The sequence below is a fragment of the Bradyrhizobium sp. JYMT SZCCT0180 genome (genome assembly GCF_018130165.1).
In the GTDB taxonomy this organism is placed as follows: domain Bacteria; phylum Pseudomonadota; class Alphaproteobacteria; order Rhizobiales; family Xanthobacteraceae; genus Bradyrhizobium.
This window is the reverse complement of the sequence record NZ_JAFCLZ010000002.1, coordinates 93715-116524: the sequence shown is the minus strand read 5'-3', so window position 1 is coordinate 116524 and position 22810 is coordinate 93715. Positions and strand designations below refer to the sequence as shown.

General features: G+C 63.2%; 23 protein-coding genes and 1 tRNA gene. 13 read left to right on the top strand and 11 right to left on the bottom strand.

The genetic code is table 11. The annotated features are described in order from the left end of the window. Positions 1–29 precede the first annotated feature (29 nt). Entirely contained in the window at positions 30–1982 is a 1953-nt protein-coding gene (acs, locus tag JQ641_RS03160; RefSeq protein ID WP_211994386.1) for an acetate--CoA ligase, read from the bottom strand. A 374-nt stretch (positions 1983–2356) separates the two neighbouring features. Here acs and JQ641_RS03155 point away from each other — a divergent pair, with 374 nt between their 5' ends. Continuing rightward, entirely contained in the window at positions 2357–3538 is a 1182-nt protein-coding gene (locus JQ641_RS03155; protein WP_211994385.1) for a DNA topoisomerase IB, read from the top strand. A 100-nt stretch (positions 3539–3638) separates the two neighbouring features. Here JQ641_RS03155 and JQ641_RS03150 read toward each other — a convergent pair whose 3' ends face one another. From JQ641_RS03150 to tsaD, 4 genes are all read right to left on the bottom strand, one after another. Further along, positions 3639–4958 carry a GGDEF domain-containing protein gene (locus JQ641_RS03150; RefSeq protein WP_211994384.1) on the bottom strand — a complete coding sequence of 440 codons (1320 nt, stop codon included), beginning with the start codon at positions 4956–4958 and terminating at the stop codon, positions 3639–3641. A gap of 249 nt (positions 4959–5207) precedes the next feature. Next, positions 5208–5621, bottom strand: a complete 414-nt coding sequence (locus JQ641_RS03145) for an EVE domain-containing protein (RefSeq protein ID WP_211994685.1) — start codon at positions 5619–5621, stop codon at positions 5208–5210. A 114-nt stretch (positions 5622–5735) separates the two neighbouring features. Then, the gene (locus JQ641_RS03140; protein WP_211994383.1) at positions 5736–6716 is read right to left on the bottom strand and encodes an NAD(P)H-dependent glycerol-3-phosphate dehydrogenase; all 981 of its coding nucleotides are present in this window, start codon (positions 6714–6716) and stop codon (positions 5736–5738) included. Between the two features lie 2 nt (positions 6717–6718). Beyond that, positions 6719–7792 (bottom strand): tRNA (adenosine(37)-N6)-threonylcarbamoyltransferase complex transferase subunit TsaD, encoded by a 1074-nt coding sequence (tsaD, locus tag JQ641_RS03135; protein WP_211994684.1) that lies wholly within the window; start codon positions 7790–7792, stop codon positions 6719–6721. A gap of 210 nt (positions 7793–8002) precedes the next feature. Here tsaD and JQ641_RS03130 point away from each other — a divergent pair, with 210 nt between their 5' ends. From JQ641_RS03130 to JQ641_RS03115, 4 genes are all read left to right on the top strand, one after another. Then, a complete protein-coding gene (locus tag JQ641_RS03130; RefSeq protein ID WP_211994382.1) occupies positions 8003–8749 on the top strand; it encodes a uroporphyrinogen-III synthase in 747 nt (248 codons plus the stop codon). A gap of 53 nt (positions 8750–8802) precedes the next feature. Further along, a complete protein-coding gene (locus JQ641_RS03125; protein WP_211994381.1) occupies positions 8803–10062 on the top strand; it encodes a COG4223 family protein in 1260 nt (419 codons plus the stop codon). A gap of 8 nt (positions 10063–10070) precedes the next feature. Continuing rightward, a complete protein-coding gene (locus tag JQ641_RS03120; protein WP_211994380.1) occupies positions 10071–11834 on the top strand; it encodes a heme biosynthesis protein HemY in 1764 nt (587 codons plus the stop codon). 222 nt (positions 11835–12056) lie between these two features. Next, positions 12057–12132 (top strand) — tRNA-Thr (locus JQ641_RS03115). Positions 12133–12162: 30 nt separating this feature from the next. Here the strand turns inward: JQ641_RS03115 and JQ641_RS03110 are convergent. Then, the gene (locus JQ641_RS03110; RefSeq protein WP_211994379.1) at positions 12163–12384 is read right to left on the bottom strand and encodes a hypothetical protein; all 222 of its coding nucleotides are present in this window, start codon (positions 12382–12384) and stop codon (positions 12163–12165) included. A gap of 92 nt (positions 12385–12476) precedes the next feature. Next, positions 12477–12764, bottom strand: a complete 288-nt coding sequence (locus JQ641_RS03105; RefSeq protein ID WP_211994378.1) for a DUF1294 domain-containing protein — start codon at positions 12762–12764, stop codon at positions 12477–12479. 265 nt (positions 12765–13029) lie between these two features. On the opposite strand from JQ641_RS03105, the gene JQ641_RS03100 reads away from it, so the two are divergent. From JQ641_RS03100 to JQ641_RS03085, 5 genes are all read left to right on the top strand, one after another. Further along, positions 13030–13329, top strand: a complete 300-nt coding sequence (locus tag JQ641_RS03100) for a hypothetical protein (protein ID WP_211994377.1) — start codon at positions 13030–13032, stop codon at positions 13327–13329. Positions 13330–13747: 418 nt separating this feature from the next. After that, positions 13748–13870 (top strand): hypothetical protein, encoded by a 123-nt coding sequence (locus JQ641_RS38395; RefSeq protein WP_283813455.1) that lies wholly within the window; start codon positions 13748–13750, stop codon positions 13868–13870. 28 nt (positions 13871–13898) lie between these two features. Beyond that, positions 13899–14639: a hypothetical protein gene (locus tag JQ641_RS03095; protein ID WP_211994376.1), complete on the top strand. Its 741-nt coding sequence runs from the start codon at positions 13899–13901 to the stop codon at positions 14637–14639. 206 nt (positions 14640–14845) lie between these two features. Beyond that, complete coding sequence (locus tag JQ641_RS03090) at positions 14846–16921, top strand: sensor histidine kinase (protein WP_211994375.1); 2076 nt, start codon at positions 14846–14848, stop codon at positions 16919–16921. Beyond that, positions 16918–17571, top strand: coding sequence for a response regulator (locus JQ641_RS03085; protein ID WP_211994374.1), 654 nt, complete (start codon positions 16918–16920; stop codon positions 17569–17571). The genes JQ641_RS03090 and JQ641_RS03085 overlap by 4 nt, the downstream gene beginning before the upstream one ends. 361 nt (positions 17572–17932) lie before the next feature. On the opposite strand, the gene JQ641_RS03080 is transcribed toward JQ641_RS03085, so the two are convergent. From JQ641_RS03080 to JQ641_RS03070, 3 genes are all read right to left on the bottom strand, one after another. Beyond that, the gene (locus JQ641_RS03080) at positions 17933–18307 is read right to left on the bottom strand and encodes a hypothetical protein (protein WP_211994373.1); all 375 of its coding nucleotides are present in this window, start codon (positions 18305–18307) and stop codon (positions 17933–17935) included. Between the two features lie 85 nt (positions 18308–18392). Beyond that, on the bottom strand, positions 18393–18548 hold the full coding sequence (locus JQ641_RS03075) for a hypothetical protein (protein WP_211994372.1): 156 nt from the start codon (positions 18546–18548) through the stop codon (positions 18393–18395). Positions 18549–18991: 443 nt separating this feature from the next. After that, positions 18992–19141, bottom strand: coding sequence for a hypothetical protein (locus tag JQ641_RS03070; protein ID WP_211994371.1), 150 nt, complete (start codon positions 19139–19141; stop codon positions 18992–18994). 300 nt (positions 19142–19441) lie between these two features. On the opposite strand from JQ641_RS03070, the gene JQ641_RS03065 reads away from it, so the two are divergent. Both JQ641_RS03065 and JQ641_RS03060 read left to right on the top strand, forming a co-directional pair. Then, the gene (locus JQ641_RS03065; protein WP_211994683.1) at positions 19442–20620 is read left to right on the top strand and encodes an efflux RND transporter periplasmic adaptor subunit; all 1179 of its coding nucleotides are present in this window, start codon (positions 19442–19444) and stop codon (positions 20618–20620) included. A 103-nt stretch (positions 20621–20723) separates the two neighbouring features. Continuing rightward, positions 20724–21185 carry a hypothetical protein gene (locus JQ641_RS03060; protein WP_211994370.1) on the top strand — a complete coding sequence of 154 codons (462 nt, stop codon included), beginning with the start codon at positions 20724–20726 and terminating at the stop codon, positions 21183–21185. 81 nt (positions 21186–21266) lie between these two features. On the opposite strand, the gene JQ641_RS03055 is transcribed toward JQ641_RS03060, so the two are convergent. Further along, entirely contained in the window at positions 21267–22286 is a 1020-nt protein-coding gene (locus JQ641_RS03055; protein WP_211994369.1) for a polysaccharide deacetylase family protein, read from the bottom strand. Between the two features lie 211 nt (positions 22287–22497). On the opposite strand from JQ641_RS03055, the gene JQ641_RS03050 reads away from it, so the two are divergent. After that, the gene (locus JQ641_RS03050) at positions 22498–22776 is read left to right on the top strand and encodes a hypothetical protein (protein WP_211994368.1); all 279 of its coding nucleotides are present in this window, start codon (positions 22498–22500) and stop codon (positions 22774–22776) included. The last annotated feature ends 34 nt before the right edge of the window (positions 22777–22810 follow it).

Sequence of the window (22810 nt, the reverse complement as noted above, 5' to 3'; positions counted from 1 at the left end):
CCAGAGCGCTCCAACTTGCCAGTCGAGCGCTACGCCCCCGCGCCCTTCTTGTTCTGCCGGTTGTGCACGAGGTCGTCGACCACGGCGGGATCGGCCAGCGTCGAGGTATCGCCGAGGCTTGACGGTTCGTCCTCGGCGATCTTGCGCAGGATGCGGCGCATGATCTTGCCGGAGCGGGTCTTCGGCAGGCCCGGGGCGAACTGAATGAGATCCGGCGAAGCGATCGGGCCGATGTCCTTGCGCACCCACGCCACCAGTTCCTTGCGCAGCGCTTCGGTCGGCTCCTTGCCGGTCATCAGCGTCACATAGGCATAGATGCCCTGGCCCTTGATGTCGTGGGGATAGCCGACCACGGCGGCTTCCGAGACCGCCTCATGCGCCACCAGCGAGCTTTCGACTTCGGCGGTGCCCATGCGATGGCCGGAGACGTTGATGACGTCATCGACGCGTCCGGTGATCCAGTAATAGCCGTCGGCGTCGCGGCGGCAGCCGTCGCCGGTGAAGTACTTGTTCTTGTAGGTCGAGAAATAGGTCTGCTCGAAACGCGCGTGGTCGCCATAGACCGTGCGCATCTGGCCCGGCCAGGATTTGGCGAGGCAGAGATTGCCTGATGTTTCGCCGTCCAGCACCTTGCCGTCGGCATCGACGATCTCGGGCACCACGCCGAAGAACGGCCGCGTCGCCGAACCCGGTTTGAGTTTTGTCGCGCCCGGCAGCGGCGTGATCAGAATGCCGCCGGTCTCGGTCTGCCACCAGGTGTCGACGATCGGGCAACGCTCGTCGCCGACCACGCGGTGATACCATTCCCAGGCTTCCGGATTGATCGGCTCGCCGACCGAGCCGAGCAGACGCAGACTCTTGCGCGAGGTCTTCTTCACCGGCTCGTCGCCGCCCTGCATCAGCGCGCGGATCGCGGTCGGCGCGGTGTAGAAGATGTTGACCTTGTGCTTGTCGATGACGTTCCAGAACCGCGAATTATCCGGATAGTTCGGCACGCCTTCGAACATCAGCGTGGTCGCGCCGTTCGCCAGCGGTCCATAGAGGATGTAGCTGTGGCCGGTGACCCAGCCGACGTCGGCGGTGCACCAGTAGATGTCGCCGTCGTGATAGTCGAACACGTATTGGTGCGTCATCGACGCGAAGACGAGATAGCCGCCCGAAGTGTGCAGCACGCCCTTGGGCTGGCCGGTGGAGCCGGACGTATAGAGGATGAACAGCGGATCTTCCGCGTGCATCGGCTCGCACGGGCATTCCGTCGTCACCATCTTGGCGGCTTCGTGATACCAGAAGTCGCGGGTCGGGTTCATGTCCACAGTGCCGCCGGTGCGCTTGACCACGACGACCCAGTCGACGCCGCCGCTCTTGGCAATCGCGGCATCGACATTGGCCTTCAGCGGCACCTTCTTGCCGCCGCGCAGGCCTTCGTCGGCGGTGATGACGACCTTGGACTGGCAATCGGTGATGCGCTGGGCGAGGCTGTCAGGCGAGAAGCCGCCGAACACCACCGAATGAATGGCGCCGATCCGCGCGCAGGCCAGCATCGCATACGCCGCTTCCGGGATCATCGGCAGGTAGATGGTGACGCGGTCGCCCTTCTTGACGTTCCTGGTGCGCAGGATGTTGGCCATCTTGCAGACTTCGTCGTGCAGCTGGCGGTAGGTGATGTGTTTGGACTCGCCCGGATCATCGCCCTCCCAGATGATCGCGGTCTGGTCGCCGCGCTTGTCGAGGTGGCGGTCGATGCAGTTCCAGGCGACGTTCAGGACGCCGTCCTCGAACCACTTGATCGAAATATTGCCGGGGGCGAAGGAGACGTTCTCGACCTTGTGGAACGGCTTGATCCAGCCGATCCGCTTGCCCTGTTCGGCCCAGAAGGCATTGGGGTCGGCGACCGAGCTCGCATACATCGCCCGATACTTGGCGTCGTCGATGAAAGCGCGCTTCGACCAGTCTGCCGACACGTCGTAAATCTTCTCGGACATCTTCCCCTCCGCTGATTGCGAGCCCTACCCGTAAGCGGTCGCAAGCCGTCTTGATTATTACGATGATTAGGCGTCACAGGGGGCCCGGACAAGGCGGAAACATCTGCGACCTTGGTCGGTTCCCGCGCTCCCGCAGTGCCCCGGCCAGCCCGGTCCGGCCATCACTTTCGCGTTTTGGCGCGACCCAAAATCAACGTTATCGCGCGAATGGCTCCCATGACCGGTATCTAATAACCGGCAATCGCGGAATCGGGACTCGCAAAGGGGTTCGTTACCCCCTAAATGGCGTTTCCGGGGTGACAGGGCCCCGCCGGAACCAAGCCGTATCAAGCGGCATTACCGGAAAGAACAGGCGGAGCAGGACAACGACGGTCATGATGGATCAGGTGAATTTCGAGGCTACGCGGCCCAATTCCGCTGATCCTGCCGTCGCTTTGGCAGAAGCGCTTGGCCAGTTGCCGAAAGCGCCGCTGAAGGCACCCGCCAAGATCCCCTCGCCGAAGGAAAAGCTCGCCAAGCATGAGCTGAAGATTACGGTCGAGTCGCTGGCGCAGGAACTCGGCCTCAAGCTCGGCGACCAGAACGAGCTGACGATCCGCCGCATCAAGCGTGGCAAGACCTATTCATTTGTTCGCGCCAACGGCACGGCGGTCCGTCATGCCGGCACCATCCGGCGCCTGAACTCGATGGCGGTGCCGCCGGCCTATCAGCAGGTGCGGTATTCGCCCGATCCGACCTCGCATCTGCAGGCGGTCGGCGTCGATGCCGCCGGCCGGCTGCAATACCGCTACCACGCCGATTGGGAGAAGGTCCGCGAGCAGCGCAAGGCGCATCGCCTGGCGCGCCTGGTCGCGGCCTTGCCGAAGATCCGCCGCAACGTCTCGATGCATCTGTCCGGCGACGAGCCGACGCGCGAGTTCGCGCTCTCGGCCGTGATCGAACTGATCGCCCGCACCGCGATCCGGCCGGGCAATGAATCCTACGCGCGATTGAACGGCACCCGCGGCGCCACCACGCTGCTGAAGTCCAATGTCACGCTGGAAGACGACAGCTTCGTCCTGACCTTCAAGGCCAAGGGCGGCAAGGCCGTGCGCAAGGAATGCGACGCGGCCAAGCTCGTGCGCGCGATCGGCATCCTGCGCGGCGTGCCGGGCAAGCGCATGTTCCAGTATCGCGATAATTCCGGCACCGTGCGTACGGTGTCGACGACGACGGTGAACGGGTTCCTGCGCGAGATCGCCGGCATCAAGATTTCGCTGAAGGATTTTCGCACCCTGATGGCGTCAGCCGTGGTGCTGGAGTCATTGTCGCGGATCTCGCCGGCGGCGAGCGCCCGCGGCCGCAAGAAGCAGGTGCTGGAGGCGGTTCGGGCCGCGGCGGATGAGCTGTCGAACACGCCCGCGATCTGCCGCAAGAGCTACGTCCACGACACCATCGTCACCGCCTTCGAGGACGGCATCCTCGAGCGCTTTGCCGCGACCATGAAGGGCTACCGCTCGCAGTCGAAGCGCGAAGCGCTGCTGGCACAAGTCGTGACGGCTGCTGCTGCGGCGTAAGCCACGACGCCGTAGGGTGGGCAAAGCGAAGCGTGCCCACCATTTTACGATAGTCACCTTGGATAGATGGTGGGCACGGCGCAATGCGCCTTTGCCCACCCTACACGCGCTGCCTCGGCTGTACGGCAACGGCCTGCGCATCACGCGCATCCTCGCCGGCCGCATGCGCATTCGACAAAAACACAATATTCCTGCCGCCGCGCTTGGCGTCGTACAGCGCGTCGTCAGCCCATTTGGCGACCATCTCCGGCGCGGCGTTTTCCTGCGCGAACGCGACGCCGAGGCTGATCGTCACCACGCAGGTCGAATCGTCGGCGGGATGGATTCCGGGATTGACGATGCCGAGCCCCTCCACGGCGCTGCGGATGCGTTGCGCGATCGTCCAGGCCAGATCGGGCGTGGCGTGCGCGAGAACGACGAGGAATTCCTCGCCGCCATAGCGGAACACCGCATCCAGGCCGAGCCGGACCGAGTCCTCGATTGTATCAGCCACCCGCCTGATGCAGGCGTCGCCGGCGGCGTGGCCGGCGGTATCGTTCAGGTGCTTGAACAAGTCGATATCGGCCATGATGAACGCGATACTGGCTTTCGGAACCGTCGGGTCGCGCCAGAGCCGGTCGATCAGATCGGTCGCCGAACGGCGGTTGCCGAGCCCGGTAAGCGGGTCGCGCGTCGCCAGAATTTCCAATTGATGGTTGGCGCGCCTCAGGGCGTCGCTGCGATACTGGTTGCGCAAGGACAGCAGGAAGGCTTTTTGCCCGAGGATCGACTGGGTCTTGCGCGCGATCGTCGCCGCATACATGCCCATCGCATAGAAGATCGACGTGCCGACCGCTTCCTTGGATTCGATCACGGGATTGAAGATTTCAAAGCCGAAGAAGATTCCGATCGAGCAGATCATCAAAGACAGCGTCCAGAGATAGTCGACGCTGAACACAACGATCGCGATCGTGTTGACGTACATGATGCAGGTGAGGAAGCGCTCGTAATTGCCGCCCGCGGCGACCGCGAGGAAGCCGTAAGCAATCATCACTGATGTCATCAACAGCAGCAGCGCCAGGCCTTCGACCGCGGCGCTGCGGGGTTTTCGCCAGACCAGATAGGCACAGCCGTGCATCGCCGGAACCAGCAGGCCGCTGATGATGGTGGTGTGGATGAGGAAGTCGGGCGCGAGCAGGTAGCTGATCGGCACGAACGCCATGCTGATCAGCCCGACCCAGACCATCCACGCGCGCGCGATCTTGCTGCGCTGCGGCCAGTCCTTGCTGCGATAGGCGCGAACCATTTCGGGAGAAAACCGGATGTCGCGGGTGCGCTGGGACAGCAGCCGCTCGGTCTCGGCTTCGAGCGCCGGCGTCACGAGCACATCCGCCGCGTCGTCAAGCGGCGTCGCGTTCAGGCTGCTGGAACCCGATCTCAAGGCGTATCTCTCCCGCTGGCGTGCTTGCCGCACGCCCGGGAGTAAGCGCCCGAAATGCTAAATTTCCCCTGCAAAAGCGATCGGGGAGGATTACGGGATAAGGAATGGTTAAGTTCCTACGAGAAGGTTCTATATTACCGTTCCGTAGAGATCCCGATACTTTGCATGGGGTTGTTTTCGCGATTTTGTGTCTGGCCCCGCAAGGTTCTGCTCATAGCGCGTCGGCGCTGCGCGGCCGCTACGATGCCCCTACAATCCGCCCATCTTGCAGACCATCTTCCATTCGTCCGCGGTGACCGGCTGGACCGACAGCCGCGAATATTTCACCAGCGCCATCGCGGCGAGTTTCTTGTCGGCCTTGATCGCGGCCATCGTCACCGGGGTCTTGAGCGGCTTGTCGGCCTTGATGTCGACGCAGACGAACTTGCCCGTCTTGTCGGTCGGATCGGGATAGGCCTCCTTGATGATCTCCGCGATGCCGACGATCTCCTTGCCCTCGTTGGAGTGGTAGAAGAAGGCGCGGTCGCCCTTCTTCATCGCCACGAGATTCTGCCGCGCGGTGAAATTGCGCACGCCGGTCCAGGCTTCGCCCTTGGCGCCTTTCGCGACCTGTTGATCCCACGACCACACCGAGGGCTCGGACTTCACCAGCCAGTAATTCATAGCGTCCACCATCTCTCCGTCATGGCCGGACTTGTTCCGGCCATCCACGTCTTCCTTCGAGGCTAGTATCAAGACGTGGATGCCCGCGACAAGCGCGGGCATGACGAGGTGAAACTATTCCTCCGCCTTGAACGGCCGCGTCAGCAATCCCTCGATCGCGGCATCGATCGTCACCTTGCCGGCCAATATCGCCGCGACCGCATTTGATACCGGCATGTCGACATTCTGCGAAGCCGCCAGCTCGATCAGCACCGGCGCGGTGAATGCGCCCTCCGCAAGCTTGTCTCGCGCCGGCTGCTCGCCGCGCCCGAGCGCGATGCCGAGCGCGAAATTACGCGATTGCAGGCTGGAGCAGCTCAGGATCAGGTCGCCCAATCCGGAAAGCCCCGCCAGCGTTTCGGCGCGCGCACCGCAGGCGCGACCGAGCCGCGCCAGCTCGCTGAAGCCGCGCGTGGTCAAGGCGGCCAGCGCCGAGGCGCCGAGCTTGCGTCCTTCAACGATGCCGGCCGCGATTGCCAGCACGTTCTTCGCCGCCCCGCCGATCTCGACGCCGCGAATGTCTGTCGTGTGATAGGGCCGGAAGGTGGCTGAGCCGAGCGCCTGCACCAGCGCACTTGCCAGTGCTTCGTCCTTTGCCGCCAGCGTCACGGCGGTGGGAAGGCCGCGCGCCACGTCGTCGGCGAAGCTCGGTCCCGACAGGATCGCAGGTATTGCGTCGGGGGCGGCTTCCGCGATCACTTCGGTCATGAATTTATGCGTGCCGCGCTCGATGCCCTTGGCGGTGGCGATCACCGGCGTCGCCTTCTTCAGATGCGGGGCCAGCGCCAGGGCCGCTTCACGCAAATTCTGCGCGGGCGTTGCGATCAGGATAATGTGGGCGCCGGCCGCGGCCGCGATGCGGTTGGTGATTTCGATGCGCTGATCAAGGCGCATGCCCGGCAGCCGCGGATTGGCATGCGCGATCTTCATTTGCGCGGCGTTTTCGGCGTTGCGCGCATAGAGGATGACATCGCGGCCCGCGCGCGCCGCGACGGCCGCCAGCGCCGTGCCCCAGGCGCCCGCGCCGATCACCGCGACGGTGTTCTCGGACGGCATCTCTAAAATCCCGCCCTGGTGTTGGCGTAGCCCGCGGGCGCCGCGGCATTGGCATCGAGCAGCCAGCGCGCGCGGGGCGGCGCATCCATCGTATCGGTCAGCCCGAGCGCCATCCGCTCCGCGCCGGCCCAGGCGATCATCGCGCCGTTATCGGTGCAGAGCGCCGGCGGCGGAATGATCAGCGTGGTCTGCGCTTTCGCCGCCACATCCTGCAGGGCGTCGCGGATCGCGTGATTGGCGGCGACGCCGCCGGCCGCGACCAGCGCGCGCGGCGGACCGAACTGCTCGTGGAACAGCCGCAGGCCGACGCTCAATCGATCGGCGGTGGATTCCAGCACCGCGGCCTGGAAACTGGCGCAGAGATCGCTGACATCCTGCGGCTCCAACGGCATCATCCGGCTGGCCTCGTTGCGCACGGCGGTCTTCAGTCCTGACAGCGAGAAATTCGCATCCGGCCGCCCGAGCATCGGGCGCGGAAGCGCAAATCGCTTCGGATCGCCGCCGGCGGCCGCGCGCTCGACCTCCGGCCCGCCGGGATAGGGCAGCGACAGCATCTTGGCGACCTTGTCGAAGGCTTCGCCCATGGCGTCGTCGACGGTGGTGCCGAGCCGGACATATTTGCCGACGCCGACCACGGCTACGATCTGGGTGTGACCGCCCGAGGCAAGGAACAGGCAATAAGGAAACGCCAGCGCGCAGGTCAGCCGCGGCGTCAGCGCGTGGGCCTCGAGATGGTTGACCGCGATCAGCGGCGTGTCGTGCACCATCGCGATCGCCTTTGCGGTGGTGAGGCCGACGATCACCCCGCCGATCAGGCCGGGACCCGCGGCGGCTGCGACCGCCGACAACTGCGCGTAGCCAATTCCGGCCTCTTTCATCGCGCCATCGACGATGCCGTCGAGCAGATCGACATGGGCGCGCGCCGCGATCTCCGGCACTACGCCGCCGAAGCGGGCGTGCTCGTCGGTTTGCGAACGCACGATATTGGACAGGATCCGGCCGCTGCCGTCGCTCGCCCGCTCGATCACCGCCGCCGCGGTCTCGTCGCAGGTGGTCTCGATACCCAGCACCAGCATCGGCGTGTCGTTATCCAATTTGATCCCTTGCGTATCAGGTCAAAACAACGCTTCCGTAACCCGGTAGCATTACGAGGTCGCTAGGTGCAATCGCCGGTTAAAGCCGAAACATTTTGCGCCAAGGCTTTTTCTTGCGGCAAGGATTGCGCCTAGGGTTGAGCCAAGAGTTGGGCCAAGGGTTGAGCCAAGACATTTTTGGAGATCTGAGGCATGGCCGTTCTCGTCACGCGCCCGCATCCGGACGATGAGGCCACCGCCACAGCGCTTCGCGCCAGGGGTTTTGAAGTGCTCCGGGCGCCGATGCTGCGATTTGAGGCGGTGCCCTTCCATGACGATGCCGATGCCCGTTACGGCGCCATCATCGTCACGTCAGCCAACGCGCTGCGCGCCATCGCGCCGCATCTGGCCGATAGCCGGCTGTTGAAATTGCCGTTGTTCGCGGTGGGCGAACATACCGCCTCGGCTGCCCGCGACGCCGGTTTCAGCGAGGTGATCGCGGCCAGGGGCGACGCCGGTGCGCTGCGCGACCTGGTGCTGGGAGCTGTGAAATCGAAGCAACTCAAGAAAGCCAGCACGCTGCTCTATCTGGCCGGCGCCGATCTCGCGCGCGATCTCGCGGGCGAATTGGGCGAGAAGGGGTTTACCGTCGTGACGCACACGACCTACCGGATGATTCCGGCGTCCAGCCTGCCGCAGGAAATATGTGACGCTTTCGTGGCGAACCGGGTCGAGGCGGTATTGCATTATTCTCGCCGCAGCGCGCGCGCCTTTCTGAACGCGGCGCGGTCGGGCGGCGTCGAAATATCGGCGTTGGCGCTGCCACAATGCTGCATTTCCACGGCCGTTGCCGCCGTGTTGCGCGATGCCGGCGCGACGCAGGTCACGGCGGCCGTCCAGGCCGACGAAAATGCCTTGTTCGAGGCTTTGGGCCGTGCTTTGCGGACCCGATTGGCCTAACCCCGCCCGATTCTGCTAGGTTCAGGGTAACTCACGCTAAGGGAACCGCTGCGATGGTCGACGACAGGCCCGAAAATAAGGGATCAGTGCCCGAATCGGAGCGGCCCAAGCGCGAGCCGCCGACGATCGATCTCGAGGCGACTGAAGTGACCAGCGAGACCGCGAAAGCAGGCGATACGCCGACGGCGGATACCGCGGCGCCCGAGACCGCAGCATCTGAGGCCGCGGTGGCCGACACCGAGACTGCAACCGCGGCGGCTGCGGCGGAACCTGAGCCGCAACCGGTGCCTGCGTCGGCACCGGTCTCGCCCTGGATCGTTGCGCCCGTCTCCGGCGCGGTGGCGGCCGCGCTCGTGATCGGCGTCGGCTGGATGCTGGGCTGGCCCGCCGTTCAGCCGGCGGCAACGCCTCCTGCGCCGCAACTCAACGCCGCGATCGACGGTCTCACCACGCGTGTCGCAGGTCTGGAGACGAAGACCAGCAAGCCCGCCGCGCCGGTGGCCGATCCCGCTTCCCTGGCGCGGATCGATACGCTGGAAAAATCACTCACTGCGCTGCGCGGCGAACTCGCAACCGCGCGCACGCAGAACGAAAAACTTGCGTCCGCCGTCAACGAGGTGAAATTGGCGCCGCGTGCCGACGGCACTCCCGCACCCGCGCCCGATCTTTCCGGGATCAACGAACAGGTCGCGAAGATCGAAAGCGCCGTACAGGCGCAGGCCGCCGAGATCGCACAGCAAGGCAGCAAGATTGCCGACTTAAAGCCGATCGAGACGAAGCCTGCCGACGATCAGCCGCTGCGCCGTTTGGTGGCGGCGGCCCTGCTCGATGTTCTCGTTCGAGCCGGCGATCCCTATCCGGCGGCGCTGACCACGGCGAAGGCACTGGCGCCCAACGCCGACGCGCTAAAGCCGCTCGAGCCGTTCGCGACAACGGGCGTGCCGAACGCCGGCAAGCTCTCGGGCGAATTGCTGACGCTGGTGCCGAAATTGTCGCCGGCGGTGCCGCAGGACACTGCCACGACTGGCTCGGGCATCGTCGAACGTCTGCAGGCCGGCGCCGCAAAACTGGTCCGCATCGAACGCACCGATACCGCAGGCAATGACCGCGGCGCGGTGGTGGCGCGGGCGACCGCGGCGGCATTGCGCAACGATGCCAATGAAGCGCGGCGCGAATTGAAAACGCTGGCGCCGGCCGACCGCGCTCCGGCGCAAGCCTGGCTCGACAAGGCCGATGCGCGCGATGCCGCGCTGGCCGCCTCCCGTCAATTTGCGGCCGACGCCATGGCCGTGCTCGCCAAACCGCCGCAATAAGGAATCCGATGGTCCGGATCATTCTGTTTCTGCTGTTGATCGCGCTCGGAGCATGGGGCGCAGCCTGGGTTGCCGAACAGCCCGGCGATGTCGTGCTGTTGTCGGGCAATCTGAAGATATCGACCACGCTGCCGAGGTTCGTGGCGGGGCTCGGCATCGTCATCGTCGCGGCTGTCATGCTGTGGGCGATCCTGCGCGGCTTGTGGCGCACGCCGGCGCGAATCCGCAAGAATCGCCGCGAGAAGCGCCAGGCGCGCGGCCGCCACGCGATCACGCAAGGATTGCTTGCGATCGGCCACGGCGATTCCACCGCCGCCCGCGCTCATGCGGACGTCGCGCGGCGCCATGCGGCAGAGGATCCGCTGGCGCTGCTGCTGGAAGCGCAATCGGCGCAGCTCGATGGCGATCGCGAAGGCGCGCAGCGCGCCTTCCACGCCATGGCCGAGCGCGAGGATACGCGGCTATTGGGCCTGCGCGGCCTGTTCATCGAGGCGCAGCGCGCCGATGATCCCGTCGCCGCCGTGATGGTCGCCGAGGAAGCGCTGAAACTGTCGCCGTCATCCTCATGGGCGTCGCACGCGGTGCTGGGATTCTGCTGCGCCAAGAGCGACTGGACCGGCGCGCTACGTATTCTCGACAACAATCAATCCTCGGGGCTGATCGACAAGGCGACCTATCGCCGTCACCGCGGAGTGCTGCTGACGGCACGCGCGCTTGAACTCGAGAAGGTCGATCGCGACCTCGCGCGTCAGAGCGTGATGGAGGCGGTCAAGCTGGCGCCGACGCTGGTGCCGGCTGCGGTGCTCGCCAGCAAATTCGAAAGCGAGGCGCATCAGGTGCGGCGTTCGATGCGCCTGGTCGAGACCGCGTGGCTGGCGCAGCCGCATCCTGATCTCGCTGACGCCTATGCCCATGTGAAGCTCGGTGATTCCGCGCGCCAGCGGCTGGTGCGCGTCGAAACGCTGGCGGCGAAAGCGCCCGGCCATATCGAGGGCGCGCTCGCGATCGCGCGCGCCGCGATCGACGCCTCCGAATTTGCCAAGGCGCGCGAAGCGCTGGCGCCGTTCATCGCCGCACCGACGCAGCGGGTGGCGCTGCTGATGGCCGACATCGAGCGCACCGAACATGGCGACAGCGGCCGGGCGCGGGCGTGGACCTTGCGCGCGGTGCGCGCGATGCACGATCCGGCCTGGACCGCGGATGGCTATGTCAGCGATCGCTGGCGGCCGGTCTCGCCGGTCACCGGCCGCCTCGACGCCTTCCAGTGGCAGACGCCGGTCGCGGCCTTGCCGTCCGACAAGGGCCCTGCCATCGAATCCTCACCGTTCGAAGAGGCGATGCTGGCAACGCCGCGCCGCGCGGTCGTGCTCGAGCCGCCGGCTCCGGCCCCGGTCGAAACCGCGCCGGCGGAACCGCCTGCACCCGTCGCGCCGGAGCCTGTTGTCGCGCCCGCAGCTACGGCCGCCCAGGACAACGCGCCGCCGGCCGCCAGCGTCGAACCGGAACCGGCCCCTGCCGCGGAGCCCGAGCCGGCACCGCCGCCCGCCCAGCAACCGGCCCCGGCCGTTGCCGCGCCGCTGTTTCGCGCCCGCCAGGACATTCCGAAGGCGGTTCCGGCGCCGATTCCGGCCGTGATTCCCATTGTCCGGGCGCCGGACGACCCCGGAATCGACGAAGACGGTCCTCCGGACGAATTCGCCCAGCAAATCGGCCCGCCCAAGGCCCAGGCCGGCGGCTGGCGGGGATTTTTGTCACGCTGGGGCGGGGAGTAGGCTTCCGGAGCGTTTTCCAGCGAAAGCCTGTCCCGCACTTGATGCGGGATGGATACCGGTTCGCGTCAAGAAAACGCGTCAAATCAAGAATCTAGAGCCCCGTTCCGATTCAATCGGAACGGAAAAAGGCTCTACCGCTGCGTTTTTCTTGCCAAGCCGGGCGCTGCCCGATATCAGGTGGCACGCGTTTTCGGCCCAGTTACCGAACGCTGCGTCTGGTCCGCCGCAATAGCTCAGTTGGTAGAGCACGTCATTCGTAATGACGGGGTCACAGGTTCGAGTCCTGTTTGCGGCACCATTCATCTAACCCAACAAAATCAGGACTTTCTTACATTTTGCCTTCCGGCGTAGTGCCGGTCGCCGGGTCGCGAAAATCGGCCGGGGACGGATCGGGCGCGGGGACGGCTTCGGGCATGCCGGGGACGGGCGATTGTCTCGAAGTGATACAGGCCCAAGTTTCGCTGTCGGCGGCCTCACAGGGGCGCGGCGCGAACGTCAGCCCCGGCGCGTTGACGCTCGCCAAACCGTTATCGGTTTGCGATTTGGTCATGGTGCTTCCTGTCGTTGTGAACGACGGAATCCCTCACTCGGAATCGAGTCCCGAGGAACGCTAAAAGCCCGGAGATTTTGAGGGGTCGCCCGTTATCGGACCAAGAGAATCCACAATAGAGCCACGCCCTGAAATGCAGCGATGGCGAACAGCATACTTCGAAACGGTTCTTTGCGGGTCTTGTGCCGCCAATACTGTTGACCAGCGATTGCGCCGGGCGCCCCACCAATGGCAGCTAACATCAACAACGTCGATTCAGATATGCGCCGCTCGCCAAGTTCGGCGGCCCGCTTGTCCGCCCAAAAGAACGCGAACGCGAAGACGTTCACAACGATGACGACGAATGCGCCAATGAGATAAAAAGCTAGGTGTGGGTTCATCGGCGGACAATTACATTTCCCGGCCCAAATAAAAAATTGTCCATATCCGACCGAACTCACACTTAGACAGCCAACGGATTAGTTTTCAGGAGCCCCTTGTTGCGGCTCCAGGCGCAGCTGTCGCCACGTCTCGTCGCGAGCAAGGGTGTACACAGTTGGGACAGCAATGCTGTCTTCTTTGGGCGGACAGTTCGTTATCGTTCGGCACCCGCATCAGGGGTGCTTGACTGACGTTTTCCTCGCGAGTTCGTGAGGACATTTCTTCGTGCAGTTCCCGGTGAAACCAACAAATCCTGCGGCGACACCATTCCTGGCTTGCGATGGCAAACGCCTGAAACACGATGCGCGCATCCTAGCTGCATCGAATTCGCCAACCAAGGAGCCAACGATGCGCAAAGTAGTCCTTTCAATCGGTGCCCTCGCGATTGCGTTCATGGTTGCATTTGCATGGTCGCACACCGTGCTCACGCCTTCCCAAGCAGGTGTCACCGGGTCAATCAATCCGACCGAAATGATGTCGAGTTACGAAGGCAAGCTTCCGATTGAGCAGTGGGAAGCGATCTAGCCTCTTTTCCGAATCCTGATTCCTCCCTGACTTGAAACTTGAGCCCCGGCAATCGCTGGGGCATTTTTTTGGGAGCAACACTTTGAGCACCCGGAAGCTGACGTCAGGGCAGGTCCAGGAAGACTACTGCTATGGGCATGACCGTTTCAGCATCCATGCCGTGATGAGCTATTCAATAGCGGCGCCTGATTGTCGATCGCGAAACCATTCGCTGCCTTCCGCTCCCTGCCGCGAAAGACCGGATTAGGCGAAGCAGCGCCGCCTGCCGGCATTTTCCCCTGCCCATCCCGCGCCGTTAACCCGCCATTAACCATGTCGGCGCACCCTGCGCTGTCCCTTCTGGAAACGAGTGTGCGGCGAGAAGCCGTCTCCGCTGTCCCGGTGACGGCTTTGCCATTCCGAACCGTGGAGTAGAGCCATGTCTGAACCGGGCAAGGTGCAACTGGGGGTAAATTTGCTTTCCGCATTCACATCGACAATTGCCGTTGCCCTGGTCTTGGGCTTGCCAATGGCGGTCGCTATTATCTGGCTTTGCTCCTGATTTCTTCGCCTGGCCAGAGGGCAAGGCAGTGTTCGACTGGTGGAAATCGAAAAAGCCTTCGACGAAGTCCGCCGACCGGGCACGCGTTGGCGGATCGGACGCGATCCTTGAAGAAATACGCAGTCGCGTTCCGCGATACCTCGATGATGCCGATAACGGCAAACTGATCTATCCGGCCTGCAAGCGGGCGCTTTCGGATCTGGATGGCGATATCGGCTCGGTTTGGGATCACACCCGACTCGAAGCGATGCGATATGTAACGATGGTGCCAAGCCCGCAATTCGAGTTGCTGACCGGTGCGGACCGCCAGATCGAGATGATGAACGCTTACTTGTTTCAGCGCCCTCACGACGAGACCGTGATCGATTTCACCGGAACTGCGACGACCGATTTTGCGATTGCTATTTTGGCCGGCCTCAATTGGCTGACACATTGCGCCCAATTGTCGGGCGTTCACCCCAGCAAGCAGTCCGGCACGATTCGTAACTTTCGAAAGATTGTCACGTTGGCGCACCAATGGTGGCTCACCGAGGGAGCCGGCGAACGCGCCCGCCAATTGCTTGATAATGGCGAGCAGCCACCGCTGATGCTTTATTTGATCTGGAACGACTATACGCAACTCGCAAAGCACGTCGCGGCGGCCACCGTATTTGGATCGTCCGCCAACCGTGCAGCAAAGCTGGTTGCGCTTCCCGCCGGCCTCATTCCCCGTTTTGAGGCCGCTCAAGATCCACTGGAACTGGCCGACGACGCAACACGGTCCCGGTAGTGGTTTGATTGGCTGCATTCGCTGCGGTCATGCCAGCTTTGGCGAGGCCGGAACCAAAGGATCTGGAACCCCGATGGATTGCGAGCGTCAGGATTTACCTGACGCCCGTACGGCCAACAGTCTGCCTGGCAGACCAAGGTCAGGCTGGTCCGATCCGCTAAATCCCGTAAGGCTGGTCCGGGTTCAATTTGCTCCGGCGGAACGATATGCGCACAGCTGTAATCGCCGAATTGGCTGACAGGCTTTCCTCCGGTTCAGGACGAAGGAACGAGGGCATATGGCTGTTCGCCGCGCTGGTTCTGACCGCCGCCATCCCGGTCCTGCTTCTCGGGGGATGGATCGCCTACATCACCGCTGACCAGGAACGCAGCTACGCGCGTAAAGCGGCCACCGAAGCGCTGACCCAGGTCGCGCATCAGATCGAAGCCGAAATTTCGCGTGAGATGCAGGTCGCGGAAACGCTGGCAAGTTCGGCCGCACTCGACAGCGGGAATCTGGGAGACTTCTACCGCGAGGCAACGCGGATAGTGGCCGCACGCCCGCTCTGGGAGACGGCCGCGCTGACGAAGCCGGATCAGGAGCAGGTATTGAACGTGCTGCGCCCGCTCGGTGCGCCGCTCGGACCGGTCATGGACGGTGAAAGCTTCAACGCCGCCGTCCGCACGCGAAAGCCGGTCCTTGGCGGACTTGGTCCGTACCAAGCTGCGATCGGCAAACAGCTGGTTTCGCTGCGTGTCCCGGTGATCCGTGATGGTGACCTCCGCTACATCCTGACGATCGGGTTGTTGCCCGACCAGATCGGCACGATCCTCGGTCAAGCCGGACTGCCGGCCGGATGGGCCGGCACCGTGATCGACGCCAAAGAGCGGATGGTGGCGCGCACGCCCGACACGAACACCGGCAAGGCAGATGCGAAAACGCCCGCAGTGCAGGAAGCCATTGCTCGCGGCGGCGCGAATTCGCGCAACACCAAGACCAGTGAGGGCATGGATGTCGAAACCGTCCATCGCGTGCTGGCCGGCACCGAAGGATGGTCGGTGCATGTGGGCGTTCCGCTCGCCGAACTGAACGCTCCCGTGTCCCGTTCCTTGCAGCTGTTGTTTGGCGGAACCGCCGCAAGCGTCGGGCTCGCCATTGCCCTTGGTCTGGTGATCGCCCGGGAAATTGCCCGCCGGCGTCGCATGGAGGCGCTTGAATCGGCGGCAGCCTTGCTGGACAGCGAAAAACGCGGGGCGCTTGCGATCGACGCCGCCGAACTCGGCACCTGGCGCTGGGATCTGCACACAAACGAGTTCAGCGGCTGCAGTCGCTTTTGCGCATTGCTGGGCCTGCCGGCCGCGCGATCGGGTGAAACAAAATGGCCGGCCGACGGCATTTTCGCGAAAGTCGAACCGTCGCATCGCCCGGCGCTGGCCTCGTTTGGTGCCGCGTGCCTGCAGAGCGGCAAGTCGAGCAGCGTCGCATTTCAGATCCAGTCCGACGACCGCGGGGAGTACTGGTTGCGCGCGGCAGGGAGAGCTGAAGGGCGGCGCAATCATCGCCATGTGATTCACGGCGTGCTCGCCGACATCGATGTTTCCAAGCGCGCGGAGGCGGAGCGGTCGCATCTGCTTCGACGGCTTGCTTCCGCCCAGGAAGAGGAGCAGCGCCGGATATCGCGGGAACTGCACGATCAGATCGGCCAGACGGTGACAGGGTTGTCGCTGGGCCTCAAGGCACTCGAGCAGGGGCTCGCCAGAGGAAACAACGGAGCAGCGGCAACCGAGCAGGTACGATGGTTGGAACAGCTCGCGGCACAGATAGGCCGCGATATTCATCGCACGGCTTCGGACTTGCGGCCGACGGCGATCGACGACCTCGGAATTTTCAAAGCGATCGAGGCCTACGTTGCGGAGTGGCAGGAGCGCTATGGTGTTCGTGTCGATGTTCAGACGTTCGGGCGAGACGATCAACTTCCCGCCGATGTGGCGGCGGTGCTGTACAGGTTGGTTCAGGAAGGGTTGAACAACGTCCTGAAGCATGCCCAGGCCAGCAAGATCAGTCTCGTGCTCGAAAAGAAATCGGAAGGGTTGGCGCTGGTCCTTGAGGACGACGGAATAGGTTTCGATCCGGAAACCTCGCAACGCAATGTGTCTGATGGCCGCGCGCCCGGATTGGGGCTTTCCGGCATGAAGGAACGCGTGGCGCTTCTCGGCGGCAAGATTGCCGTGGAATCCGCGCCAGGAAAAGGCAGTACGATCTTTGTCCAGATTCCGCTGGAAGAGCTGGTGAGTGTCAGATGACCCGCATTCGCATCGCCCTCGTCGATGATCATCCTGTCGTGCTGGCGGGCATTCGCGCGCTGCTGCTTGATGTGCCGGACGTCGAACTCGTTGGTGAGGCGAATACCGGAGCGGCGGGTTTGAAGGCGATTTGCGAATGCTCCCCGGATATCGCGGTGATCGATCTGTCCCTGCCGGATTTCAGCGGCATGGAACTGGCGCGTCGTCTGAGCAAGCGGTGCCCGGCAGTGAAGATCATTGCGCTGACCGTTCATGAGGATCGCGCCTACGTCCACCCGGTGCTGGACGCCGGAGCGAGGGGATATCTGTTGAAGCGATCGGCCGGCGACGAACTGCTTCGCGCCATCCGGGCCGTCAACCAGGGATCGCTCTACCTCGATCCTGCGATCGCCGAAAAGACATCGGCGAAAGTGCCCGAACTCGTGTCGGCGGGCGAGGACGATGGCGGTGAGCTCAGTCCTCGCGAAGAGGACGTCCTCAAACTCGTGTCGCAGGGATTCAGCAACAAGCAGATCGGCGGGCAACTCGAAATCAGCGTCAAGAGCGTGGAGACCTACAAGGCGCGCGCCTCCGAAAAGAAGGGGCTGCATAGCCGCGCGGATATCGTTCGCTATGGCATCAGGCAGGGCTGGCTTGCGACGCCAAATTGATCGCCTGTAACAGGCGTGAAGTCACGTGGCATTTGTCGTCCATGAGGCAACGCGCTGCGCCGCGCATCATCATCGTGGAGCGGTCTTGAGGTCACTCATCGGCACGCAGCTCTTCTTCCGCCGTTGATTCCTCGGTGCTCCCTGCACCTTCAAGACCTTGCCGGCCGAACACGAGCCGTCGTTGACATAGATCGTGGTATACGGATCCATCATCAGCGGTTCGTAGGAATAGAGCCTTTGGGCATATGACGGTTGCGGAACGAACAAGGCCATCAAAAGCACGCCCCATGCCAGTCGGCGCAAAACAGACGCAATGCATGTGCCGTCCTCGATGCAAACGTTACATGCGCTCACGGGCACTTCAGCGATCCTTTTTGAGGCTGAACGTCTCCGCCGTTGAGGGAGCGTTCGAGGACAGGCCGTGAATGATGTCGGTCACCGGTATGAGATGGCGGGCGTAGACTTCCTGAAGTCTTCGAATCATGTCGATGTTTTCTGCTGACGCGTTCAGGCGAAAGCCGCCATTCGCGCAAAGCACGAACCCGTCTACGGAAAGCCGTTCGAGCGCCTTCGCGGTTTCCGTCTCGCTGGCGTAGATGCGGGCTGCGATATCAGTCACTCCCCAGCGCTCTCCGGGGTTTGACCAAATGAGCAGCAGGGCTTCGATTTGCGCCACCGAAGCGATGTACTTCAGGATGAAGTCCCGAACCTCGCCGGGGACGTATTGGGCTGCCATGGGCTGGGCCGAGCTTGTGCGTGCGAACGGGAGAGGATTTCCTGGCGGCAGATCGTGATGCGATTGCCGGAGGATAATTCAGCGATTATTCAGCCGGTGAGTTTTGGACCGCCGGCGTGGCTCGCGTCTCCAGGGATCGCTCCGCCCGCGCGGCCTCGCCCTCATATTCGTCGACCAGGGCCTGAAGTTTTGCTGCAAATTTCGGGTCGGCTGCGCCGACCGCCAGGCGCTTGAAAAACATCGCCCGCTCCCGCAATTGCCTGCTTCCATATGGCTTGATCAACTCGCAGTTGGGTCGGCCCACCGTCGCATTCCCCATTCTTTCGTTGCTGCGCTCGGTGCCATTCTAGAGCGCAACCAATCGTGCGGGCGTCAGGAAAAGCCTGTCAGGCGGCAGTTGCCTCATCAGCGGGATGGGAAATGCTGCCAAGGCAGCTCCCGAGATGTTCATGGCAATGGAGAGGACCCCGCAGCGATCTGTGGAACAGCTCCGCTGCGTGAATCATTGTTGCAGATCAGGCAGACAGCTCTGGACGTCAACCGTCCGTCGACGCCTAACCGCTCGTAACGGTGTGGCGTTCTTTCCAAACACGGAACGCAGTAGGCCAAAGGTGGACTCTTGATTGTCTTGCCATCCAGCATTTCAAAGCCCCCGATCTTGAAAAAATTTGCGTAAATCTCCCGTTATTCTTCGCTCTCGTCGGCTCCACCCGAAATCGCCACCACGACCACGAAGCCAATGGCACCCGCCGAGATGAGAGCATTAAGCCTCAATGCCGCCGGAGGAACTCCCAGCCCGTACCAGACCAGCAGCATCATCAACAATGCGGCCACGCAGGCACTTCCGAGGTAGATCGTGAGTGCGACAGCGAGCTCTATGATCCTCATCGTCGGCTCACGGCTATCCCGGGTGCGGCGTTACCCTGAATAGTAGAACGACGATGATCTGCGGAACGTCAGGAAATTCCTGTCAGGTCTGCCGGCGGATAGTGCACTAGTCATTCCTAAAGCAATTCGCGGTAAATGACGCTGGACGGTTCCGAGATCCGATCTGATCCAACGACGATAACCCTGCTCAAAGCGACCGAATCCGATCGGACTGCTTGGCACATCTTGGAAGTACTGGGGGTTCGAATGGGGCATCACTCGCGGCGTGCGTGCGGAGCTTTGTTGTTGGTCAGCCTTGCGCCGTTTCTTGCTGGTTGCGATGAGCCGAGGGCTGCGCAAGCCGCGGCAAAGATTGAGCCCGAAGTGGGCGTCATTGCCGTGAAACCGCATCCGCGCGCCCTGGTGCGCGAACTGCCCGGCCGCATCGCGCCCACGCGCATTGCCGATGTTCGGTCCCGCATATCGGGCATCGTGGTTGAGCGGATGTTCCACCAGGGCTCCGAAGTAAAGGCCGGCGATCCGCTTTATCGAATCGATCAAAGGCCGCTCGAAGTCGAACTGCGGGCGAGCGAGGCGTCGCTGGCAAAGGCTGTGGCCGCGCTCGAACTGGCTTCGCATCAGGAGAGGCGAACGACGCTGCTCGCGAGTCAAAAGGTGGTCTCTGAAGCCCAGCGTGAGAAGGCAGTCGGAGCGTTGCGTCAGGCCGAAGCAGACGTCGCGGCCCGCAAGGCCGACGTTGCCCGCGCACGGCTCAACCTGAACTACGCAACCATCCGCGCTCCCATCGATGGCGTGGTTGGCGCTGCACTTGTCAGTGAAGGCGCCTTTGTCGTCCAGAACGAATCCAATCTCGCCACGATCAGGCAGCTTGATCCGACCTACGCAGATTTCACCCAATCGGTGACCGAGATGAACCGGCTTCGCCGCGCGTTTGCCGACGGCGACCTGGACCGGATTGCGCCCACGACAGCCAGGGTTCGCCTCGTGCTGGATGACGGAACCGGTTATCCAATGCTCGGCAAATTGCTGTTTTCGGAATCCAAGGTCGATGCCCATACCGGACAGGTGACAATGCGGGCGGAGTTTCCAAACCCGAGGCGAGAATTGCTGCCGGGCATGTATGTCCGGGTTCTCATCGAGCAGGGGGTCGACGCCGACGCCATCACGGTGCCGCAGCAGGCCGTCCAGCGCAACGCCGGGGGAGGCAGCGAGGTCTTTGTGGTCAGGGACGATGGCCGTGTCGCGGTACAGCCGGTCCGTCTTGGTGAGGCGCAGGGTGGCCTGTGGCTGGTCAACGAGGGTCTGCGTGAGGGCGACCGGGTGGTGGTGGACGGATTTCAAAAGCTTGCGCCAGGCGACAAGGTCAAGCCGGTGCCCTTCATCAGTGAAACTGCGTCGGCCGATGCCTCCCTGGGACGCCGATAACTCCCAACGCTTCAGATAGCCGCGCACGCCTTGCGTGACCTATCTCACATAACCCTCCGCGGTCCTCGCCTAGTTTTCCCGCCACCAAAAACGGGAGACACACATGCGCAAATTCATTCTGATCGCAGGGTTCGTTTTGGCGTCTGCCAGCGCGCAGGCCGGGGATAAGCGGAGCCTCTCGCTGGCCGGCAGCGATACGCAAACAACCGCCGCACCGGCCAGGACCAGCGCGCCGCCGCAAATTGCCGAAGTTGCCGAACCGCCGAAGGCTGAAGCCCCGCGCGCGGCCGAGGCGCCCAAAGCGGAAACTCCGAGATATGTCGAGCGTCCCGCGATCGTCGAAGCCAAGCCTGACCGGTATCGCGACGAGTCGCGGTACAAGGACGAGCCCCGTTACAAGGACGAGCCGCGATATCGCGACGAACCGCGCTACAAGGATGAGCCGCGATACTCGGACTCGCGTCGATATGATGATGGTCCGCGATACGATAAGCCCCGGAGGTCACGCTACTGGACCGAACGGCGTATCATCAACGCCCTGCATCGACACGGCATTTACTGGTAATTCCAGAAAGCAAAACGCGCCCGCGGGTTCTAGCCGGGGCGCGTTATTGTTGTGGGTTGATGCCGGCGACGCCGCGCTTGCCTACTCCTGAGCCGTCTGCACCACGCTGGCGATCGGGCGGCTGGCGACGGTCGGGACCTTGAGGTCCTTGACCAGCATCGCGTCATACTCGGCCAAGGTCTCGAGCTGCGCCTTGGCCTTCATCAGCACGACCTTGTAGCCACCGGCCTTGAGGCGTCGCAGCAGCGTCGGCAAGGCGGTCGCCGTATGTTTCTGCAGATCGTGCATCAGGATGATGCCCTTGCCCTGCTTGTCCAGCTTGGTCATGACGTTATTTATGACCTGGTCGGGGCCGCTCGATTTGAAGTCGTTGGAATCGACGTCGACCGAGAACATCGCGATGTTTCGCGTGCCGAGATAGGTCTGCGCGGGTTGGGTGTGTCCGAGCCCAGGAAAGCGGAAGAACGGTGCGGGCGCAGCGTTGATCGCCATCTTCACGGCGCTGAAGCCCTTCTCGATCTCTTCCTTGGCTTGCGCCTCCGTCATCTTCTTGCCGTCGAGATGCGCGTGCGACCAGGTGTGCGAGCCGACGGTGTGGCCGGCGGCGGCGACTTGCTTGAGGATTTCTGGATGATAGGTCGTGTGCTTGCCGACCGGGAAGAACACCGCCTTGGTGCATTCGTCCGCCAGCGCCTTCAGCACCGCAGGTGTGGTCGGCCACGGACCGTCGTCGAAGGTCAGCACGACCTCCTTCTCGGTCAGGAAGTCGAACTGCTTGTATTGCAGGAAGCCGAAGCCCGGTCCGCCCGTGGTGTCGATAATGACCGTGCGGCTGACGCCGAGCGCATCGGGATTGGTGCAAGCCGGTTTTGCGGCCACCGGCGCAGCAGGTGCGGGCGGCGGCGCCGGCTTGGTGAGCGACGCCGTTACCTCGACGTCATCCTTCGGCTTGGCGGTGGCCGGCAACGGCTCGGCCTTGCGGGCGGCGACAGTTTGAGGGGCTGCCGCATCGGCACGCGGCGAGGAGGTCCAGAACCAAACACCGGCGATCACAGCCGCCGAAACAACAGTGGCCAGCATCAGGCCTAACGCATTACGCATCGTTACACTTTCCACATAACGCAAGGGACACAACGCAACGGGCCATTAATGCCAATAAGGTCTTAACGCCTCCCCAACACGGCGCCGGGAGTTCTGGAAAATTAGGGGCTTATCTCTGTGTGATGAACGTCACAGCAGGTGCGGGAACCCAGGTGCATGGTGCGGTCATCAACAAGGGGCCCCGCATCCGCGGCGCCAATGGGAGCCGAAAATGACCGCTTTCTTCACCACCGTTCGCAACGTCAGTGTCGTGCTGTCCGTTGCCGCCTCGCTTTCCGCTGTTACTTCGACCGCGAGCTATGCCTTCAGCGAAGAAGCCCGCTCGCAGTGCACGGGCGATGCCTTCCGCCTTTGCAGCTCTGAAATCCCGAACATTCCGAAGATCACCGCCTGCATGGTCAAGAATCGCGGCAATCTCTCCAGCGGTTGCCGTGCTGTGATGGATCGCGATTTCGCGGCGCAGAAGTCCAGCAAGGTCGCCGCGCAATAATCCCATTCCGCTTCGGCTCTCGAAAACGCTTGCG

Excerpts from the sequence above, each read along its gene's own strand:
- JQ641_RS03090 (WP_211994375.1), top strand. The coding sequence starts at position 14,846 with ATGCGCACAGCTGTAATCGCCGAATTGGCTGACAGGCTTTCCTCCGGT.
- JQ641_RS03085 (WP_211994374.1), top strand. The coding sequence starts at position 16,918 with ATGACCCGCATTCGCATCGCCCTCGTCGATGATCATCCTGTCGTGCTG.
- JQ641_RS03110 (WP_211994379.1), bottom strand. The coding sequence starts at position 12,384 with ATGACCAAATCGCAAACCGATAACGGTTTGGCGAGCGTCAACGCGCCG.
- JQ641_RS03155 (WP_211994385.1), top strand. The coding sequence starts at position 2,357 with ATGATGGATCAGGTGAATTTCGAGGCTACGCGGCCCAATTCCGCTGAT.
- tsaD (WP_211994684.1), bottom strand. The coding sequence starts at position 7,792 with ATGCTGGTGCTGGGTATCGAGACCACCTGCGACGAGACCGCGGCGGCG.
- JQ641_RS03145 (WP_211994685.1), bottom strand. The coding sequence starts at position 5,621 with ATGAATTACTGGCTGGTGAAGTCCGAGCCCTCGGTGTGGTCGTGGGAT.
- JQ641_RS03080 (WP_211994373.1), bottom strand. The coding sequence starts at position 18,307 with ATGGCAGCCCAATACGTCCCCGGCGAGGTTCGGGACTTCATCCTGAAG.
- JQ641_RS03065 (WP_211994683.1), top strand. The coding sequence starts at position 19,442 with ATGGGGCATCACTCGCGGCGTGCGTGCGGAGCTTTGTTGTTGGTCAGC.
- JQ641_RS03075 (WP_211994372.1), bottom strand. The coding sequence starts at position 18,548 with ATGTTTTTCAAGCGCCTGGCGGTCGGCGCAGCCGACCCGAAATTTGCA.
- JQ641_RS03125 (WP_211994381.1), top strand. The coding sequence starts at position 8,803 with ATGGTCGACGACAGGCCCGAAAATAAGGGATCAGTGCCCGAATCGGAG.
- JQ641_RS38395 (WP_283813455.1), top strand. The coding sequence starts at position 13,748 with ATGTCTGAACCGGGCAAGGTGCAACTGGGGGTAAATTTGCTTTCCGCA.
- JQ641_RS03055 (WP_211994369.1), bottom strand. The coding sequence starts at position 22,286 with ATGCGTAATGCGTTAGGCCTGATGCTGGCCACTGTTGTTTCGGCGGCT.
- JQ641_RS03060 (WP_211994370.1), top strand. The coding sequence starts at position 20,724 with ATGCGCAAATTCATTCTGATCGCAGGGTTCGTTTTGGCGTCTGCCAGC.
- acs (WP_211994386.1), bottom strand. The coding sequence starts at position 1,982 with ATGTCCGAGAAGATTTACGACGTGTCGGCAGACTGGTCGAAGCGCGCT.
- JQ641_RS03140 (WP_211994383.1), bottom strand. The coding sequence starts at position 6,716 with ATGCCGTCCGAGAACACCGTCGCGGTGATCGGCGCGGGCGCCTGGGGC.
- JQ641_RS03105 (WP_211994378.1), bottom strand. The coding sequence starts at position 12,764 with ATGAACCCACACCTAGCTTTTTATCTCATTGGCGCATTCGTCGTCATC.
- JQ641_RS03050 (WP_211994368.1), top strand. The coding sequence starts at position 22,498 with ATGACCGCTTTCTTCACCACCGTTCGCAACGTCAGTGTCGTGCTGTCC.
- JQ641_RS03120 (WP_211994380.1), top strand. The coding sequence starts at position 10,071 with ATGGTCCGGATCATTCTGTTTCTGCTGTTGATCGCGCTCGGAGCATGG.
- JQ641_RS03130 (WP_211994382.1), top strand. The coding sequence starts at position 8,003 with ATGGCCGTTCTCGTCACGCGCCCGCATCCGGACGATGAGGCCACCGCC.